17 protein-coding genes, 1 pseudogene and 1 other annotated feature are annotated in these 18,124 nt (G+C 48.5%); of the genes and pseudogenes, 16 read left to right on the top strand and 2 right to left on the bottom strand.

From position 1 onward, the window contains the following. The first annotated feature begins 18 nt into the window (after positions 1 to 18). The 7 genes and pseudogenes from CI595_RS02605 to CI595_RS02575 all read left to right on the top strand — a co-directional run bounded on the left by CI595_RS02605 (position 19) and on the right by CI595_RS02575 (position 7,728). Complete coding sequence (locus CI595_RS02605) at positions 19 to 1,638, top strand: ABC transporter substrate-binding protein (protein WP_095171403.1); 1,620 nt, start codon at positions 19 to 21, stop codon at positions 1,636 to 1,638. Between the two features lie 10 nt (positions 1,639 to 1,648). Then, complete coding sequence (locus tag CI595_RS02600) at positions 1,649 to 2,437, top strand: ABC transporter ATP-binding protein (RefSeq protein ID WP_095171401.1); 789 nt, start codon at positions 1,649 to 1,651, stop codon at positions 2,435 to 2,437. Next, positions 2,427 to 3,386 (top strand): oligopeptide/dipeptide ABC transporter ATP-binding protein, encoded by a 960-nt coding sequence (locus CI595_RS02595; RefSeq protein ID WP_095171399.1) that lies wholly within the window; start codon positions 2,427 to 2,429, stop codon positions 3,384 to 3,386. Before CI595_RS02600 ends, CI595_RS02595 begins: the two co-directional genes overlap by 11 nt. Positions 3,387 to 3,434: 48 nt before the next feature. Further along, positions 3,435 to 4,340, top strand: a complete 906-nt coding sequence (locus CI595_RS02590; protein ID WP_095171396.1) for a LysR family transcriptional regulator — start codon at positions 3,435 to 3,437, stop codon at positions 4,338 to 4,340. A gap of 38 nt (positions 4,341 to 4,378) precedes the next feature. After that, positions 4,379 to 4,711, top strand: a pseudogene (locus tag CI595_RS02585) (peptide deformylase); the annotation flags it as partial. Positions 4,712 to 4,811: 100 nt separating this feature from the next. Continuing rightward, complete coding sequence (locus CI595_RS02580) at positions 4,812 to 5,006, top strand: hypothetical protein (RefSeq protein WP_095171392.1); 195 nt, start codon at positions 4,812 to 4,814, stop codon at positions 5,004 to 5,006. A gap of 427 nt (positions 5,007 to 5,433) precedes the next feature. Continuing rightward, positions 5,434 to 7,728, top strand: coding sequence for a sensor domain-containing diguanylate cyclase (locus CI595_RS02575; RefSeq protein WP_243135081.1), 2,295 nt, complete (start codon positions 5,434 to 5,436; stop codon positions 7,726 to 7,728). A gap of 61 nt (positions 7,729 to 7,789) precedes the next feature. On the opposite strand, the gene ilvN is transcribed toward CI595_RS02575, so the two are convergent. Both ilvN and ilvB read right to left on the bottom strand, forming a co-directional pair. Beyond that, complete coding sequence (gene ilvN / locus CI595_RS02570) at positions 7,790 to 8,287, bottom strand: acetolactate synthase small subunit (protein ID WP_095171386.1); 498 nt, start codon at positions 8,285 to 8,287, stop codon at positions 7,790 to 7,792. Between the two features lie 12 nt (positions 8,288 to 8,299). Next, a complete protein-coding gene (gene ilvB, locus CI595_RS02565; protein WP_243135080.1) occupies positions 8,300 to 10,018 on the bottom strand; it encodes a biosynthetic-type acetolactate synthase large subunit in 1,719 nt (572 codons plus the stop codon). A gap of 72 nt (positions 10,019 to 10,090) precedes the next feature. Continuing rightward, positions 10,091 to 10,353 (bottom strand) — a binding site (T-box leader). Between the two features lie 125 nt (positions 10,354 to 10,478). On the opposite strand from ilvB, the gene CI595_RS02560 reads away from it, so the two are divergent. From CI595_RS02560 to CI595_RS02515, 9 genes are all read left to right on the top strand, one after another. Further along, entirely contained in the window at positions 10,479 to 10,814 is a 336-nt protein-coding gene (locus CI595_RS02560) for an MmcQ/YjbR family DNA-binding protein (RefSeq protein WP_095171382.1), read from the top strand. Positions 10,815 to 10,860: 46 nt separating this feature from the next. Next, positions 10,861 to 11,400 carry a rubrerythrin family protein gene (locus tag CI595_RS02555; RefSeq protein WP_095171380.1) on the top strand — a complete coding sequence of 180 codons (540 nt, stop codon included), beginning with the start codon at positions 10,861 to 10,863 and terminating at the stop codon, positions 11,398 to 11,400. 269 nt (positions 11,401 to 11,669) lie between these two features. Further along, positions 11,670 to 12,650 carry a GTP 3',8-cyclase MoaA gene (gene moaA / locus CI595_RS02550; RefSeq protein ID WP_095171378.1) on the top strand — a complete coding sequence of 327 codons (981 nt, stop codon included), beginning with the start codon at positions 11,670 to 11,672 and terminating at the stop codon, positions 12,648 to 12,650. Positions 12,651 to 12,655: 5 nt separating this feature from the next. Next, a complete protein-coding gene (locus tag CI595_RS02545) occupies positions 12,656 to 13,090 on the top strand; it encodes an MOSC domain-containing protein (protein ID WP_095171375.1) in 435 nt (144 codons plus the stop codon). Positions 13,091 to 13,304: 214 nt separating this feature from the next. Next, a complete protein-coding gene (locus CI595_RS02535) occupies positions 13,305 to 14,783 on the top strand; it encodes an FAD-dependent oxidoreductase (protein WP_095171371.1) in 1,479 nt (492 codons plus the stop codon). A gap of 463 nt (positions 14,784 to 15,246) precedes the next feature. Then, on the top strand, positions 15,247 to 15,846 hold the full coding sequence (locus CI595_RS02530; RefSeq protein WP_095171369.1) for a cytidylate kinase-like family protein: 600 nt from the start codon (positions 15,247 to 15,249) through the stop codon (positions 15,844 to 15,846). 78 nt (positions 15,847 to 15,924) lie between these two features. After that, the gene (rbr, locus tag CI595_RS02525; RefSeq protein WP_095171367.1) at positions 15,925 to 16,521 is read left to right on the top strand and encodes a rubrerythrin; all 597 of its coding nucleotides are present in this window, start codon (positions 15,925 to 15,927) and stop codon (positions 16,519 to 16,521) included. A gap of 559 nt (positions 16,522 to 17,080) precedes the next feature. Next, entirely contained in the window at positions 17,081 to 17,584 is a 504-nt protein-coding gene (locus tag CI595_RS02520; protein ID WP_095172348.1) for a GNAT family N-acetyltransferase, read from the top strand. After that, positions 17,581 to 18,123 carry a GNAT family N-acetyltransferase gene (locus CI595_RS02515; protein ID WP_187143989.1) on the top strand — a complete coding sequence of 181 codons (543 nt, stop codon included), beginning with the start codon at positions 17,581 to 17,583 and terminating at the stop codon, positions 18,121 to 18,123. The genes CI595_RS02520 and CI595_RS02515 overlap by 4 nt, the downstream gene beginning before the upstream one ends. The last annotated feature ends 1 nt before the right edge of the window (position 18,124 follow it).

The raw sequence follows: 18,124 nt of genomic DNA, 5'->3' as shown, positions 1-18,124 counted from the left end.
CAGAAGGAGAAAAATATTATGAGTAAATTATACAGAAGAACCATTGGTACCCTGCTGGCAGGATGCCTTGCAGCGGGATTACTGGCAGGATGCGGGAACAGTTCCGGGGAAAATGCGGATGCCAAAGAAACAGCCAATTCGCAGGAGACATCCACGTCAGGCCAATCAGGTACGGGCAGCGGTGAAATCACCATAGGCGTGACTAGTTTTGCCGATACACTGGAACCCACAGAGCAGTATTTTAGCTGGGTGGTATCCAGATACGGAGTCGGTGAGACGCTGGTGCGTTTCGATGAAAATGGTGAGATCGTACCATGTCTGGCGGAGAGCTGGGAGATCAGCGATGATCAGCTTACCTGGACCTTTAAGATTCGTGAGGGTGTCAAATTTTCCAATGGAGACGACATGACACCGGAGCTGGTTAAAGCATCTCTGGAGCGCACATTTGAACTTAGTGACAGGGCCGTATCTTTCTTTGAGCCTGCGTCCATGGAGGTGGAAGGGCAGAATCTGCTCATAAAAACACAAGAGCCGGTGGCTATCCTGCCTGGAAGCCTGGCAGACCCCCTGTTCCTCATTGTGGATACACAGGCGGATACGGAGTCCTTTGCCATGGATGGCCCCATCTGCACAGGGCCATACGCAGTGGAGTCTTTCAGCCCTACAGATTCCTGTGTGGTGGTCCGCAATGATTATTATTGGGATGGGGAAGTGCCTCTTGAAAAAGTCACCCTGAAGTGTATCGATGACCAAACAACACGTTCCATGGCTCTTCAGACCGGTGAGGTACAGATTGCGTACAATCTGAAGACAGAGAATCTGGCGGATTTTGAAGACAGTGAAAATTACAATGTACAGCAGTTGGAATCCCTGCGCTCCACGTATGCTTTTATGAACCAGAATGGTGTGCTCGCCGACAAAGCGCTGCGTCAGGCAGTCATCAGAGGTCTGGACAAGGAAACTTACAGTGACATTTTGCTGGAAGGCGGAGCCACAGCGGGCAAGGCGCCTGTTCCTCCTACCCTTGATTTTGGATTTGATGAGCTGAAGGATGAGAACGCGTATGATCCGGACAGTGCTAAAGCACTTCTGGAGGAAGCCGGATATAAGGATACAGATGGTGACGGATTTGTGGAGACACCTTCCGGGGAGAAGCTGGAACTGGAATTTGTCATATATACAAGCCGTGAGGAGCTCAATGTCTATGCACAGGCAGCCCAGGCAAGTCTGAAAGATATTGGGATCAATGTGAAATTAAATACAGTCAGCTATGAAACGCTGCTTGATATGAGGGATGCAGGGGAGTTTGACCTGCTTATCTGGAATGTACTGGTGGCAAATACCGGTGACCCGGAAAAGTATCTCCGGGAGAACTGGTACAGCACCTCATCCTCCAACCAGATGGGATACAGCAATACGGAGGTGGATAAACTTCTGGACCAGCTTGTCACAGAGTTTGATGAGGATACAAGGAGAGATTTGATCACAGAGACCCAGCAGCTGATCATGGATGATGCTGCAACTGTGTTCTTCGGGTATGAGACCACGTATCTGTTCTCGTCAAAAGATGTCACAGGAGTGAAAATGTATCCGATGGATTATTACTGGCTGACCAAGGATATTGCCCTGGCAGAATAAAGGAGGGGCTATGCTTGAAATTAAGGATCTGACCGTTCGCTATGGAAAGCAGGAACCGGTGGTGGAGCATTTTAACCTCTCTATGAAAAAAGGGGAGATAGTCAGCGTGGTAGGTGAGAGCGGCAGCGGCAAGACCACGGTGATCCGTGCAGTGCTGGGTGCGCTGCCCGGTTCCGGGTGTATGAGCGCGGGAGAGATATATTTCCAGGGGGAAGCCCTCACAGAGAAGTCAAGGGAAGAGTGGCGGAATCTGAGAGGAACGAAAATGTCCATGATATTCCAGGACTGCGGGGGGACGCTGAATCCCATTCGGAAAATAGGGAAGCAGTATGTGGAGTACATCTGCACACACAGCAGGGTCTCGGGACGAAATGCCTGGGACCAGGCCGTAAAGATGCTGGAAAAGATGCGTCTGGCAGACGCAGAAAACATTATGAAAAGTTATCCCCACCAGCTAAGCGGGGGTATGCGCCAGCGGGTGGGCATCGCTATGGCTATGACGTTCCAGCCTGAACTTTTGCTGGCGGATGAACCCACCAGTGCCCTTGACGTTACCACCCAGGCACAGATCGTACGGCAGATGATGGATTTAAGGGACAGGTATGAGACGGGTATTATCATCGTGACACATAATCTGGGGATTGCTGCTTATATGGCTGATAAGCTGATTGTGATGCAGAATGGGAAAGTTGTGGATCAGGGGACCAGAGATAAGGTAATGAACCATCCGGCCAGTGATTACACAAAAAGCCTGCTCAGGGCTGTTCCGGAAATGGAGGGTGAACGTTTTGTTTCATGAATCGGAAGTGGTATTGGAGGCAAGTCATATTGTAAAGCAGTTTCCCGCATCGGGGAAAAGAGTGCTGACGGCCTGCAGTGATATTAATCTGCATGTATATAAAGGCAGGACCCTGGGGATTGTGGGGGAAAGCGGCTGTGGAAAATCCACACTTGTGCGGATGCTCATTCAGATGGATAATCCTACCAGCGGTAAGATCCTATATCACGGCAGAGATATTGTACAACTGCCAAAGAAGGAAAAATGGCTGAACCGCCAGAACATGCAGATGGTGTTTCAGGATCCCCTTGCCTCTTTTAACCCTAAGATGAAGATCATAGATATTTTGACAGAGCCTCTCATGAATTTTAAAAGGCTTTCTAAGGACAAAAAAGAGGAAAAGGCAAAGGAGCTTCTTCATATGGTGGAGCTTTCGGAGGATTTTCTATACAGATATCCTCACAGTATGAGCGGCGGGCAGAGACAGAGGATTGGCATAGCCAGGGCCTTGTCCCTGGAGCCTGAGGTGTTGGTATGTGATGAAGCCACCTCAGCGCTGGATGTGTCCATACAGAAGACAATCATAGAACTGCTGGTGAAGCTGCAGAGAGAAAAGAATATCAGCATTGTATTTATCTGTCATGATATCGCGCTGATACAGGCATTCGCCCATCAAATCGCGGTGATGTATTTGGGACATATCGTGGAGGTCATACCAGGGGAGGCCGTGGGGACCCAGGCAGCCCATCCCTATACGCAGGCACTTTTGGGGGCGCTGTTTTCCATAAATATGGAGCAGGACCGTGCGATTGATAGTATTGAGGGGGAAGTGCCAAGCCCCCTGGATATTTTGGAGGGCTGTCCGTTTCAGGGAAGATGCGGTTTTTGCAGCGACAGGTGCAGAACAGAGAAACCAAAGCTCAGGGAGATAGGACCAGGGCATCAAGCGGCCTGCCACCGCTTTTTGTGACCAGGCAGGTGACGGTGTTGACGGCATAGACGATGGGATTAGGTGAAGATGATGGAGATGAAACAACTGCAGTATTTTGTCATGAGTGTGGATACCGGCTCTCTCAGCAAAGCAGCGGATATGCTGTATACAACACAGCCCCATGTGAGCATGACGATCAGCAAACTGGAGAAAAGCCTGGGCGTCTGTCTTTTAAAACGCAGTAAAAAAGGTGTGGAGATGACCCCGGAGGGGGAACTTGTTTATGAGCAGGCGCGCAGGATCTTAAAGGATATGCAGGTGATCCAGCAGGTACAAAGGAGTGTAAGGTCCGAAGTGTTCAGCCTTTCCTCCATGCCAAGTAATCTTCTGGCCGGTCTTTTTGCGGATTTTTACAGGGAGGAACAAAACCTGCAGGCCAGATATCTGGAAGGGACCCTGGAAATGGTGCTGCATCAGGTGACACACCGCCGGGTGGAACTGGGATTTATTTTTGTCTCAGAATTTCAAAAAAATGCAGTTGACAGAATGCTGGAACAGAGGCATCTGGAATTCTGCAAGTTAAAAGATACCAGGCTGGTTTTATTCGCCGGTCCCGGCAACCCGTATTATGACAGGGAAAGTGTGACAAAAGCGGAGCTGCAGAAGATACGGTTTGTCCAGAATCTGGAGGAAGGGATTCCCTTGTTTCAGCATCCTGGCAATCTCAAAGAAAAGTTGGTGGACTCCCAGTTTTTTTACAGAGGGGTGGAGGTATGCAGTGACCATGCCATGACCCAGCTTCTGCTGAAAACGGATTTGGGAAATATAAGCTGCCTGATGGATGAAAAGAAACGAAAGGACGGCAGGATACACAGAATTGAGCTGGAGGACTGCAGCGTGAAGGTATGCTGCGGATATATCAAACGTGTGGGAAGGGAACTGAGTGGCTGCGGCAAAAGATATATTGAATATGTGAAAAGAGGTCTGGAATAAAAGGGAGATTTTGTACACCCGAGCAACGCCCGGCTTGCAACACGGAAAACGGCGCAGCACTGGCGGCAAACCAAGTGGGGATCTTGAAAAGGCTGGTGGTCATTGATTACCTCGACCAAACGCTGAAGCTGATCAATCCGCAGATCATTGGCAGCAGCGGGGTTCAGGAATGTATAGAAGGATGCCTGAGCTTTCCGAACCGCTTTGTAAAGACCATCCGTCCACAGCGCGTTACTATTCGGGCAGTCAATGAAAACGGGGAGGAGATCATCCTGACAGGGGAAGATGAGATGGCAAAGTGTTTTTGCCACGAGCTGGAGCATTTGGACGGTGTGGTCTTTCTGGATAAGGCTGTCAAGGATACAGAGTGATCAACAAGTCCTTTTTAATGGCATTTTTATTTCTTTTCGGTATCACTTTTACCGTTTTAATACGGCTGGTGATAGGATAGATGCCATAGGAGGGACAGTTATGACACAGTTCAGAAAGTCGATTCAGAGAGCGGAGAACAGGTTTGATACTACAGCAGCCCGCTTTGCGCGGAGGCATCCGTGCATCAGCCTATTCTGTACTTTTATCGGTATACCGGTATTTATTCTGGGAGCCGTCTATGCGCTTGCGTCTGCTGTTGTTTGCCCCATAGCGTGGGCCTGCGGGTGGATGTGACTATAGTTATTATTCAGCCTTCCGGCTTCATAGTAACAAAAGCATGCACAGTTCTGCCCTTCAGGGTACAGACTGCATAAACCACAGTCTGGCGCGTGGCTGTCTCGGGATTGCCTTGCAATTACAAGGCAGCACCTGGCGGGACAGAGGAAGGCTGAACTGTTACGTTACTGTACACAGGCCACTGTACCGGGAGGCGTTTTCATGCTGATAGCATGAAAATCCCGAGGCAGCCAGCGCGATATGGGGCAGAATGCTCCATATCTGTGCATCGCGAAGCGTGTTACTGATTATATGCTTTTTCCTCTTTTTGTTCCTTGCATAAATACAGGGCATTTGATAGAATGATAGAAAATGAATCACTAGTTTCTATCATTTCAGATAATAGACGGAGACATGGAATAAAAATAGGAGCCATATGGGCAATATGAAAAGTGAAGAGCATAAAATATCACCGCCAAGGGAAGCCGGCGGCGATGACCTGCAGATTCTGAGTGATAATATTCCGGGCGGCATGTTTTCTTGCCGTTTTGATGAGAAATTAACTCTTTTGCAGATGAATAAAGGATTTCTGTCCATGCTGGGTTATACGCAGCAGGATATAGAAGAAAAGTTTCAGAACAGCTTTTGGGAAATGATAGAGCAGAGGGACCGTGAGGTCACCTTGGCGGAGGTGCAGAGACAGATGGCCCTTGGCCCGGATAAAGAGCTGGAGTACCGGATGACCTGCAAGGACGGACGCACGATATGGGTTTTAGATAAAGGGCATCTGCTCCATGATGAAGAGGGCAATCAGTATTTCTGCTGTGTGCTTGTAGATGTGACGCGGAGCAAGGAACTGGAAGAAAAACTGCGCCTGTCCCTGGAGCGGCATCAGATCATCATGGACCAGACTACAGATATCCTTTTTGAGTGGGATATCCAGGCAGACACCATGATATTTTCCGGCAACTGGGAGAAAAAATTCGGATGTCCGCCGGTCACACAGCATGTGAGCCGTCTCTTTTGGCAGGCACCCTATATTCTGCCTGAGGACCAACCGCTTTTTACAAAACTTCTTTCGCGCATCCGGGGCGGGGAACATTACGCGGAGGAGGAGATCCGTATTATAAACGGAAAACAGAATGCTGTCTGGTGCAGGATACGGATAACAGGACTGACAGACAAAACAGGACGGGCAGTGCGCGCAGTGGGGGCAATCCTGGACATTGACGCGGAGAAGAAAAAGGCCCAGAACCTCATGGAACGCGCACAGCGTGATATGCTGACCAAATTATATAACAAGGGAAGCAGCCAGGAGTATATCCAGGCCGTATTGGCAAACAATGTGCCGGGGAAGATGGCAGCACTGATGATAATCGACCTGGATAATTTCAAACATATGAATGATACCATGGGACATCTCTTTGGTGATGCCCTGCTCTCTGAAGTTGCCCACAGCATTCAGAAGCAATTCCGCAGTGAGGATATTGTAGGGCGGGTAGGCGGCGATGAATTTTTGGTATTTCTGGGGCAGATACCGAATGCTGCCCTGGCTGAACAAAAAGCAGTCCAGGTAATGAAGGCTATAGGGGAAATGGCAGTGCAGGAACTCACGGAAGTGGAGCTTTCCTGCAGCATTGGCATAGCCATTTATCCGGAGTGCGGGCAGACCTATCATGAACTGTTCCAGCGGGCGGACCAGGCACTGTACCGGGCGAAGAACCAGGGGAAAGGGAGATACTGTATAGCAGACGCAAAGCTGCTTTCAGAGGAGTTTCCCGTGCAGTCCTGCAGTGCAGCCAACACCCGGATCGATTCTTATGAGGAGACGGAGAGCAATGTGGAACTGCGTCTGTTTGAGTATGTGTTCAGGATCCTGTACAAATCATCGAATCTGGACACTGCGGTCAATGCCATTCTGGAGGTAGTGGGGCGCCAGTTTGATGTGAGCCGTGTCTACATATTTGAGGATGAGGAGGACCCGGATTATTGTACAAACACATATGAATGGTGCAATGAGGGCGTGAGACCGGAGATCGGGAATCTTCAACATGTGCTGTACGCCAATGATCTGGAGGGCGGATACCAGAGTAATTTTAATGAGAGCGGCGTGTTCTACTGCCGGGACATTGATGTGCTGACGCAGCAGCAGCGGGAGATCCTGGAGCCTCAGGGAATTAAGTCCATGCTGCAGTGCGCCATTTATGACAAAGGGCAGTATAAGGGATTTGTGGGATTTGACGAGTGCCGTGTGAACCGCTACTGGACCCAGGAACAGGTGAATACGCTGGTATTCATTGCGGAAATACTGAGCACCTTCCTGCTGAAACTCCGGGCCCAGGATAAAGCGATCCAGAATGCGGCATCTTTGGAAGCCATTCTTGACAATCAAAGCTCCTGGGTGTATGTGGTGCGTCCCGAAACAAGGGAAATGCTTTATATCAACCGAAAGACCAGGGAGTGGGTACCGGAGGCAAAGCTGGGTAATACCTGTCATAAAGCATTCTTCCACCAGGATACGCCCTGCGATTTCTGTCCCATAAAGGATATGGACAGTGAACATCCCAGGTGTGTGCGGCAGGTTTACAATCCGTTTCTGCAGGTATGGACATCTGCAGATGCCTGTTATATAGAATGGAAGGGAGAGCAGGTGGTCCTGCTTACCTGCCATGATATAACTGATCTGAAAAAAGAAACAGGGAATGACCGGGACTGCGGGGATCGCGGCAGTGGTCAATAGAATGAAGGCAGTCATGCCGTGGTTTATCCAGCATGGCTGCCTTTATATGTTTTTGCCTGTTTTATTTGTCCTGGATGCTCACGCCTTTGATGGCTACGCTGCCTCCCCGCACTACCTCAATATTCTTAAAGTAATTGGAGAAGTAGGAGATGATCTCATCATTTCGTTTCTCCGTCTGAAGGCTCTCCAGCAGCATTTCCGTTTTGCCGTAGTCCACCACAGCCAGGTGGAAGATCGTTGCGATGCGGAAAACCTCTGTCTTTACAGCCTCGTCGCAGTCCTTGATCTTAATGTACAGAACTTCTTTTCTGTGGATGCGGGAATTGGTGAAGTCAATCACCTCGATTACCTCCACACAGCGGTTTAACTGTTTTTTGATCTGCTCAAAGGTGGAGTCATCGCTCTCCACACTGATGGTCATGCGGGAAATGGTGGGGTCCTCCGTGGTGCCTACCGTGAGGCTTGTGAGGTTGTATGATTTTCCGGAGAACAGGCCTGCGATTTTAGCCAGCACACCTACTTCATTTTCAACATATAAGGAAATCCATCTTTTCTTCATATTCTTCTCCTCCTAGCAGTCCAAGATCATGTTATGCAGCGGTTTTCCACCCTGTACCATAGGCAGGACCAGTTCATCGCTGTCAATGATAAATTCCAGAATCGTCGGGGCATCTGTGTTGCCTTTGGCAAACTGGAAGGCCCGGGCCATATCTTCCTCTTTCTCAACGCGCATACCGTAAGCACCATAGCTCTCTGCCAGCTTTACAAAGTTGGGAGTGTATTCCGGGCAGTCCTTTCCTGGCCCCTTGCAGTTGGCGCTGCAGGTCTTTCTGCGGCGTGTACAGGTGGAGGAATAACGTTTATCATAGAAAAGCTGCTGCCACTGGCGCACCATGCCCAGATAGCTGTTGTTGAAGATACAAATGATGACCGGGAGGCCGTATGCCACGGCAGTTGCCATCTCCTGGATATTCATCTGCATCCCTCCGTCACCGGAAACACATACCACAGGCTTCCCTGGGTATGCAAATTTGGCGCCCAGGGATGCAGGAAAGCCATACCCCATGGTGCCCAGGCCGCCGGAGGTGAGAAGCTGTTTTTTCTCGTCCATTTCCAGATATTGTGTTACCCACATCTGATGCTGGCCTACGTCTGTGACAAAGATGCCCTCCTCAAACTGTTCGTTGATGCACTGCACGATCTTCTGAGGTGTGATGCCCTTGTTCTGGTCCATGTCCAGAGGATGTTCCTTCTTCCAGTCCGCGATCTCATCCAGCCATTCTTTATGCTCACAGCACTTGATGTGTTTCAGCATGGCTTCCATGGCGTCCTTGGCGTCTGCCACGATGGGGATATCTACCTGGATGTTCCTGGAGATGGAGGCCGCGTCAATGTCCACATGGACAATTTTGGCATTCTTGGCAAACTCGTCAATCTTTCCGGTGATACGGTCATTAAAACGGGTACCGATGGAGAAAAGCAGGTCACACTCACTGATGGCACGGTTAGCGGCATAGCAGCCGTGCATTCCCACATTGCCCACATAGAGTTCGTGGCTGGTAGGGATGGAGCCTTTTCCCATAATGGTGGTGATAACCGGGATTCTGGTAGTCTCCGCAAGAGTCAGGGCTGTCTCGTTTGCCCTTCCGATATTCACACCTCCGCCCATGAGGAACAGAGGCTTCTTGGCGTCTTTCATCAGCGTCATGGCTTTTTTTAACTGTCCCATGTGCACGCCGCTGCTGGGTTTGTAGCCGCGGATATGTACTTCTTTGGGATAGTGCTCATCCCCTTCCTGCAGCATGATATCTTTTGGAAGATCGATCAGAACAGGTCCCTTTTTGCCGGTGTTGGCAATATAGAAGGCTTCCTTGATGATACGTCCCAGGTCATTGCGGTTGCGCACAGTCACGGCATATTTGCAGATTCCGCGGGTGATCCCCACAATGTCAACCTCCTGGAACGCGTCGTTTCCAATGAGGTTTGTGGGAACCTGGCCGGTGAAGCACACCAGGGGAACACTGTCGTAGTTGGCGGTTGCGATTCCGGTTACCAGGTTCGTGGCTCCGGGGCCGCTTGTTACCAGACAGACACCGGTGCGTCCGGTAGCTCTGGCATAGCCGTCCGCGGCGTGGATCAGACCCTGCTCGTGGCGGGGGAGTATCACCTGGATGGAATCCTGTTTGTACAGCTCATCAAAGATGTCGATGGCGTAACCGCCGGGGTATGCGAAGAGATAATCAATGCCTTCTTTCTGCAGTGCTTTTACGAATAATTCATTTCCTGTCATGGACAAAATCCTCCTTTAACTCATTTTTAGATGGTCCTGATACAATGAAAAACGCCCTGAACTGAGAATTCAGTTCAGGGCGGATAAGTCATCCGTGGTACCACCTGATTTCAGGAAAAATCCTGCGCTTTGCCAGTACGGATAGTCATAGGGATATCGATACTGTTTTCCCTGTAACGTGGGAAAGGGACGTTGAGGTCTACTTAGAGATATCTCATCTCTGTTCGGCTCACTGCTCAGGGGCTACTTCCATACTTCCTTGCTGAAGATTCACACCATACATCTTCTCTCTGAAAGCCGGCTGGGTATGTACTCCTCCCCGTCACCGCATTTATCTAAATGCTTTTTTAATTGTTTTATAGCATAACACACAAAATGAATTCTGTCAATGGTTGAAAAATGAACAATTTGACGGCATACCGGGATTCCTGTATACTGGAAGAAAAAAGAGGAGGTCCCTATGAGAACCAGAGAGAAAGCAGTTTCCTATTGTCTGAAAATGCCGGATGTATTTGAGGACTATCCTTTTCATGATCAGAACTGGACAGTTATCCGGATAAAAGGCAGCAGGAAGATCTTTGCGTGGATATTTGAGCGGGAGGGAAATATCTGGGTGAATCTGAAGACAGACCCCCAGTGGAGGGATTTCTGGCGCGCAGCCTATACCTCAGTGCTCCCTGCTTACCACCTGAATAAAGAGCATTGGAATTCCGTTATTTTGGACGGCTCTGTACCGGAGGAAGAAATCTGCAGGATGATAGAGGAAAGTTATGACCTGGTGAGAGGAAAGAAATGAGGCCGCTGTACATAGAATAGTGTAAAGCCGGAACAGCGGAGAGAACATGGAATTAAGAGAGAGCGAAACCTTTAAGAATCTGATAACGGCCTACAAAGGAGAACTACAGGCCTGCGGAAAATACCAGATCTATGCCAAACAGGCCAGAAATGAAGGCTACATGCATATCGGAGGGATTTTTGAGGAGACATCACGCAACGAACTGCATCACGCGGAGATATGGAAGAATGTCCTGAACGGCGGAAGTATGCCCGAGACCAGCAGGAATCTGGCCAAAGCCCATGAGGATGAGAAAAAAGAATGGTCGGAAATGTATGAAAACTTCGCCCAAAAAGCGGAGGAAGAGGGATTTAAAGGTGTGGCCAGGCTTTTCAGAGAGGTAGGAGAAATCGAACGGCACCATGATTACCGCTTTGAACAATTGACTCAGGATATTCTGACAAACCATGTATTCTGCAAAGACCTGGAAATGGTTTGGATCTGCATGAACTGCGGAAATATTGCGTTTGGGGACTGCGCGCCCATCCGATGTCCGGTCTGCGGCTGCCCCCAGGGGTATTATAAACTGAACTGCGAAGATTATTGAGAGGGAAAATCTGTTGGTATTTTGGTTACTGTCACAGGCCACTGTACCGGGAGGCGTTTTCATGCCGGAAGCATGAAAATCCCGAGGCGGCCAGCGCGATATGGGGCAGAATGCGCCATATCTGTGCATCGCGAAGCGTGTTACTGGACACGGAGTGAACAGTAACGTATTTTGTGTAAAATGTCATAATTGGGCAAAGTAACAGGTGCAATTTCAGTAATTTTGAGGTATACTATAACTATATTTAAGAAAAGCAGGAAGATAAAATTATGTTGGATCAGTACAGACGGAATATTGAATATATCCGCATCTCCATCACGGACCGCTGCAACCTGCGCTGCATGTACTGCATGCCGGAAGGCGGTATCGAACAGGTGGAGCACAGCGATATTCTGACCTACGATGAGATTGCCAGGCTGTGCCGCATTTTAGCGGAAAAAGGCATCAGCAAGGTAAAGATTACCGGCGGAGAGCCTCTTGTGAGAAAAGATGCGGCAGAGCTGGTAAAAATGATAAAAAACATACCAGGAATCGACAATGTGACCCTGACCACCAATGGAACGCTGCTGGGTGACCAGATGGAGGCTTTAGCGGAAGCGGGGATTGATGCCGTGAATATCAGTCTTGATGCCCTCTCCGGGGAGATGTTTGAGAAGATCACCAGGAGAAAAGGGCTTGACAGAGTTTTGGAGGCAATGGATAAAGCCCTGCAGTTTCCCCATGTGCGTGTGAAGGTAAATTGCGTCCTTCTGCATGGTGTGAATGAGGACCAGTGGATACCCATCGCAGGTCTGGCAAAAGACAGACCGGTGGATGTTCGTTTCATTGAAATGATGCCCATAGGGTATGGCAGAAAATATTGCGGTGAGGAGACCGAGGACCATGTACGGCATCTGCTGGAAGAGGCTTACGGCAAAGCAGTGTCCTTAAGCGGCAGATTCGGCAACGGTCCCAGTACATATATGCTGCTGGATGGTTTTAAGGGGAAAATAGGATTCATCAGTGCCATATCCCACAAATTCTGCGGGGACTGCAACCGGGTCAGGCTCACCGCAGAGGGATTTTTAAAACCATGTCTGCAGTTTTCACACGGGGCGGATATGCGCAGTCTGTTAAGAGACGGAAGTTCGGATGCGCAGATCGGAGCCGTAATGGAAAAGACCATATTTGAGAAGCCCAGAAGCCACCGCTTTGGAGAGGCGCAGGAGGAAGGGCTGGAGAACAAAAAGATGTCTGAAATCGGAGGATGAATACAATGGGAAAGGTACTGGCTGTCTGTATCAGCGAAAAAAAAGGAACACAGAAAAAAAATATTCAGGAGGCCAATTTTATAGAAGATTTTGGCATTGAAAAGGATGCCCACGCAGGAAAATGGCATCGCCAGGTGAGTCTTCTGAGCTATGAAAAGATTGAAGATTTCCGGAACCGCGGAGCAGAGGTGAAGGATGGCGCCTTCGGAGAGAACCTGGTCGTCAGCGGATTTGATTTTAAGAACCTGCCCATTGGGACAAGATTTCGCTGTAACGATGTGGTGCTGGAGCTGACACAGATTGGGAAGGAATGTCATCACGGCTGTGAGATCTTCCAGAAGATGGGGGACTGTATTATGCCCAGAGAGGGGGTATTTACCAAGGTTCTTCACGGCGGAAGGATCAAAGTGGGGGATGAACTGGTGATACAGGAAGACTGACAAAGAAAAAGTGAAGCCGGTACAGGGTTATGTACCGGAGATATGACAGAGGCTGCGCAAAAAGCAGTCTCTGTTTTTGGGTGTGGCAGCAGCAATCCTCCCGCAGAAACAAACCGTTTTTGTATATCCTGGAAGCATTGGGTGCATTCTATGAAAAGAAATATGGAACCGTAAAGGTACGAACCTTACAGGGACAGATAGAATGGAGGCTGCCATGACAAGTTTATGGATGGAGGAAACAGAGATACAGAGTTTTCCGGAACTGACACAGGACATCACAGCAGATGTGGCTGTGGTGGGCGGAGGAATGGCCGGGATACTGACAGCGCATTTTCTTACGGAACAGGGAATGCAGGTGGTGATACTGGAAGCGGATAGGGTTGGAAACGGCCAGACGGGAAAGACAACGGCCAAGATCACATCCCAGCACGGCGTGATTTATCAGAAGCTTCTGCAAAAGCATGGGGAAGAGGCTGCAGCAAAGTACAGCAGAGAAAACCAGAAAGCCATAGATCGGTACGAGGAAATCATACATGACAGGAAGATAGAGTGCGGATTTGTCCGTTGCCCGGCATATTTATACACTCTGGAATCACCTGATCTGCTGAAAGAGGAGGCAAAAAGCGCCGCCGGGCTGGGAATTGATGCCGGATTTACCGGGGATACAGAGCTTCCGTTTCAGGTGTCAGGTGGGGTACGTTTTGAAGATCAGGCCAGGTTTCATCCTCTTCAGTTTCTTCAGTCAATGGTCTGCGGACTCACCGTCTATGAGCATACAAGAGTGCTGCAGGCGGAGGGAAACAGACTTGTGACGGATAAGGGAAGCGTCAGCGCTAAGAAAATTGTTTTTGCCTGCCATTATCCATTTCTCAATGTGCCCGGATATTATTTCATGCGGATGCACCAGGAGCGCAGCTATGTACTGGGGCTTGGACAGGCGCCGGCACTTGAGGGAATGTATCTGGGTATAGACAGGGAAAATGCATGGTCCTTCAGAAGTGCCGGGGATCATCTGCTTTTGGGAGGAGGCGGACACCGGACCGGAGAGAACCGTGCAGGGGGAAAGTACGAACTGCTGAAAAGAAAAGCACAGGAATTCTATCCGGAAAGTAAGGTGCAGTATCAGTGGTCAGCGCAGGACTGCATGCCTATGGACCAAATCCCTTATATCGGCAGGTTTTCCGCGGAGACTCCTGACTGGTACACTGCCACGGGATTTGGAAAATGGGGGATGAGCTCATCCATGGCGGCAGCGGGCATGATAACAGAAAGCATCCTGGGTAAGGGGGATGATGCGGAGGTGTTTGGAATCTTTTCCCCGCAGCGTTTTACCCCATCGGCTTCTGCCGGAAATTTCTGCAAAGACAGCATACATGCGGTAAAGGATCTTGGCAGACGCATCTTTACGCAGGGCAGAAGTGATCTGGAGGAGCTTCCCCGCGGTCACGGGGGGATCGTGGACTATGATGGGGAAAAAGTCGGAGCATACAGGGATGAGGAGGGAGAGATCCATCTGGTATCAGCAAAGTGCCCTCATTTAGGCTGCCAGCTTGAATGGAACCCCGATGAAAAATGCTTTGAATGTCCCTGTCACGGCTCCCGGTTTGACTATATGGGACACTGTGTGGACGGCCCGGCACAGACAGGCATAGAGGAGGACAGAACCCATAAGTCTGACGGACATTCTGTCTGAAAAAAGTTGTAAAATCTGTGAAAATTTTGTATAATTAAGATAACTATTCAGTAGGTCTGCGCATTCACTGCGCTGACCGTAAGAAAGCGTACCACGGCCAAGCAAAAATCCCATCGCCAAAGGCGATTATGCATGGATTTTTGCCTGTAACTGTGAGGGTACTGAACAGTTACTAATTAAGATAACTATTCAGTAGGTCTGCGCATTCACTGCGCTGACCGTAAGAAAGCGTACCACGGCCAAGCAAAAATCCCATCGCCAAAGGCGATTATGCATGGATTTTTGCCTGTAACTGTGAGGGTACTGAACAGTTACTAATTAAGATAACTATTCAGCAGCCGGGCATAAATTTCATGGCAATGGGCCATTTTACACGGAGATTTGCTTGTGACTGTGAAGGTTGAACCGTCACTCGTTAAGACAGGAACTATATGTGTGTTTGCATAGGGAAGGATGGTATGTTATGGGTAAAGTGATAGCACTTGGCAGGGAATTTGGAAGCAATGGCAGAAAAATCGCGCAGGATCTGGCAGAGCGGCTGGGCATCAATTATTATGATAAGGATTTGATCACCCTTGCAGCCCAGAAGAAGAACCTTCCGGAAGAGAAACTGGAGGAAGTGGACGAGAAGAGGGAAAGCCCCTGGCGTTATTCTTTTGATGAGAATATGGCTATGGAGCGGCAGTTCCACTATGAACCTCTCAATGATGTGCTTTTCAATGTACAGACAGAGATTATTGAGGAGGCCGCCGAAAAGGAAGACTGTGTGATCGTAGGACGGTGCGCTAATTATATTCTCAGAGATAAACCGGACTGCAGAAGCGTCTTCATCTATGCTCCCATAGAGGCAAGGATCAAGACTATCCGGGCAAGGACCGTCTGGGATGAAAGAGGGGCAGAGCAGCTGATCAAAAAAGTGGATAAACAGAGAAAATATTATTACAACAATTATACAGATGAGAAATGGGGCAGCATGAAGGGATATGATTTATGTCTGGACAGCAGCCGCTTTACCAGGGAACAGATTCTGGAAATCCTGGAGGCCCTCTATCATACCATTTGACAAGGCTGTGAAATACAGGTATAAAATTGAAACTTCTGGAAAAAATAACATGGAAAATAAATACCAGGAGGCAATCGTATGTCTGTAGATTTTAAAGAAAGCATAACAAAAGAAAACCTGATGCGCGCCTTTGCAGGTGAGAGCCAGGCCAGGAACCGTTACACCTTTGCTGCAGCACAGGCCAAAAAAGAACATCTGCACGTTGTGGAGGCTGTCTTCAACTATACGGCTGACCAGGAGCGCCAGCATGCTTACATTTTTTATCAGCACTTAAAAGAGATGGCAGGAGAGACAATTCAGATTGACGGCGGATATCCGGTAGATATCTCTCCCGATATTGATAAACTTCTGCGCATGGCACAGCACAATGAATACGAAGAGCACGATGATGTGTATAAGAACTTCGGGGATAAGGCGAAAGAGGAAGGGTTTACACAGATTGCAAATTCTTTCCATATGATCGCAGATATTGAGAAATTCCATGGGGACCGTTTTGGAAAGTTTGCCCAGTATCTGGAGGACAAGAACCTTTTTGTATCTGATGTGGAGACAGGATGGATTTGTCTGAAATGCGGTTATGTTCACTGGGGGAAAGAAGCACCCAAAAAATGTCCGGTGTGCGCCCATGACCAGGGATATTTCATCCGTCTGGAGCTCTCACCATTTGCACATTAAACATGGTATTTAGAAGATATGATCAAACCCTTTGGGAGTCCTCCTGAAGGGTTTTTTCGTTACAGAAAAAAAGAGATATCTGAGCAATAGGAAAGAGTCATCCGAAGTTTACATTCCGAATGACTCTTTTAATCTGATGTGTCCATGGGACTTTACCTTCCTTGTTTTATTATGAGTTAAATCGTTAAGTTCTTGGTGGTCCGTACCGTCCTTTCTTTTGTATTATGAGTGGTAGTTTACGTTTTCGGTGGTATCAGTCCTTTCTGTTTTTATTTTGTTCTCTCTTTGTTTATGAGTTCATTATAACAGTCATGTTTGCATTTGTCAATAAGTAAAATGAAAAATTATAGATAAAACTATTTGAAACTGTAAATAGATTGAAAATTATTATATAATCTGAAAAATATGATAGATTGAAACAATAGGAACCCGCGATAAATCCTGTGGGCTATGTGGAAAATCAGAAAAAATCGTGCTATACTGTGCATAGCTGTTTTACGGACAAACAAAGTACGGAATGAATGCGGCAAAGCGCATGGCAGGAGAGGATATCAGATTGATGGACACAGAATTTCATATTCGCAAAGCAAAAGATAAAGATATAGATGAGATCATGGCCCTGTATGAACAGGCAAGGGCGTACATGGCAGAGAACGGAAACCCGGGGCAGTGGACAAACGGTTATCCGGCAAGGGAAGACGTGGAAACGGATTTGAACCGTAATGTGTTATACATCTGTGAGTCATCGGATGGAATAGAAGGGGTTTTTATGTTCTGTATAGGAGAAGAACCCAATTACCGAGAGATAGAGGGTGGGTGCTGGTTGAATGAGGAGCCTTATGGATTCCTGCACCGGATCGCTTCCGCAGGCAGAAAAAAAGGTGTGGCAACGTTTTGTGTACAGTGGTGTCTGACCCGGTGCAAAAACATGCGGGGTGACACACATCAGAAAAATAAGACTATGCAGAGAGTGTTTGAAAAAAATGGTTTCAAATCCTGCGGAACCGTATATATGGAAGACGGAACACCGAGAATCGCATACCAGAAGGAGATGGGATCATGAAAAATGTTGTGTTGGAGACAGAACGCCTTGTGCTCAGGACGCTGTGTAAGGAGGACCAGGCTTCTTTAAACAAAATGCTGCAGGATGCGGAGGTAATGTACGCCTACGCCCATGCTTTTTCGGATGAGGAAGCCCGGGAATGGCTGGATCGGCAGTTAGAGCGTTACAGACAGTATGGTTTTGGATTATGGGCTGTTATCTTGAAGGAGACAGGAGAATTCATCGGACAGTGCGGCCTTACCATGCAGGATTGTGAGGGCAGACAGGTGCTGGAGGTTGGGTATTTATTCTGCAAAGAGTTCTGGCATCACGGATACGCCACAGAGGCAGCCAGGGCCTGCAGGGACTATGCTTTTGAGACATTAAAGGCGGAGGAAGTATATTCTATCATCCGGGACAGCAATACGGCATCCCGGAATGTGGCAGGGAGAAACGGCATGAAAAAGGCAGGTTCCTTTGTTAAGTATTACTATGGGATCCATATGCCCCATGACTTGTTCCGCATCACTAGAGAAGAATACGAGGCAATGGAGAAATAAG

The organism is Blautia hominis, from assembly GCA_002270465.1.
GTDB classification, from domain to species: Bacteria; Bacillota; Clostridia; order Lachnospirales; family Lachnospiraceae; genus Blautia; species Blautia hominis.
This window is presented reverse-complemented; position numbering and strand designations above follow the sequence as displayed.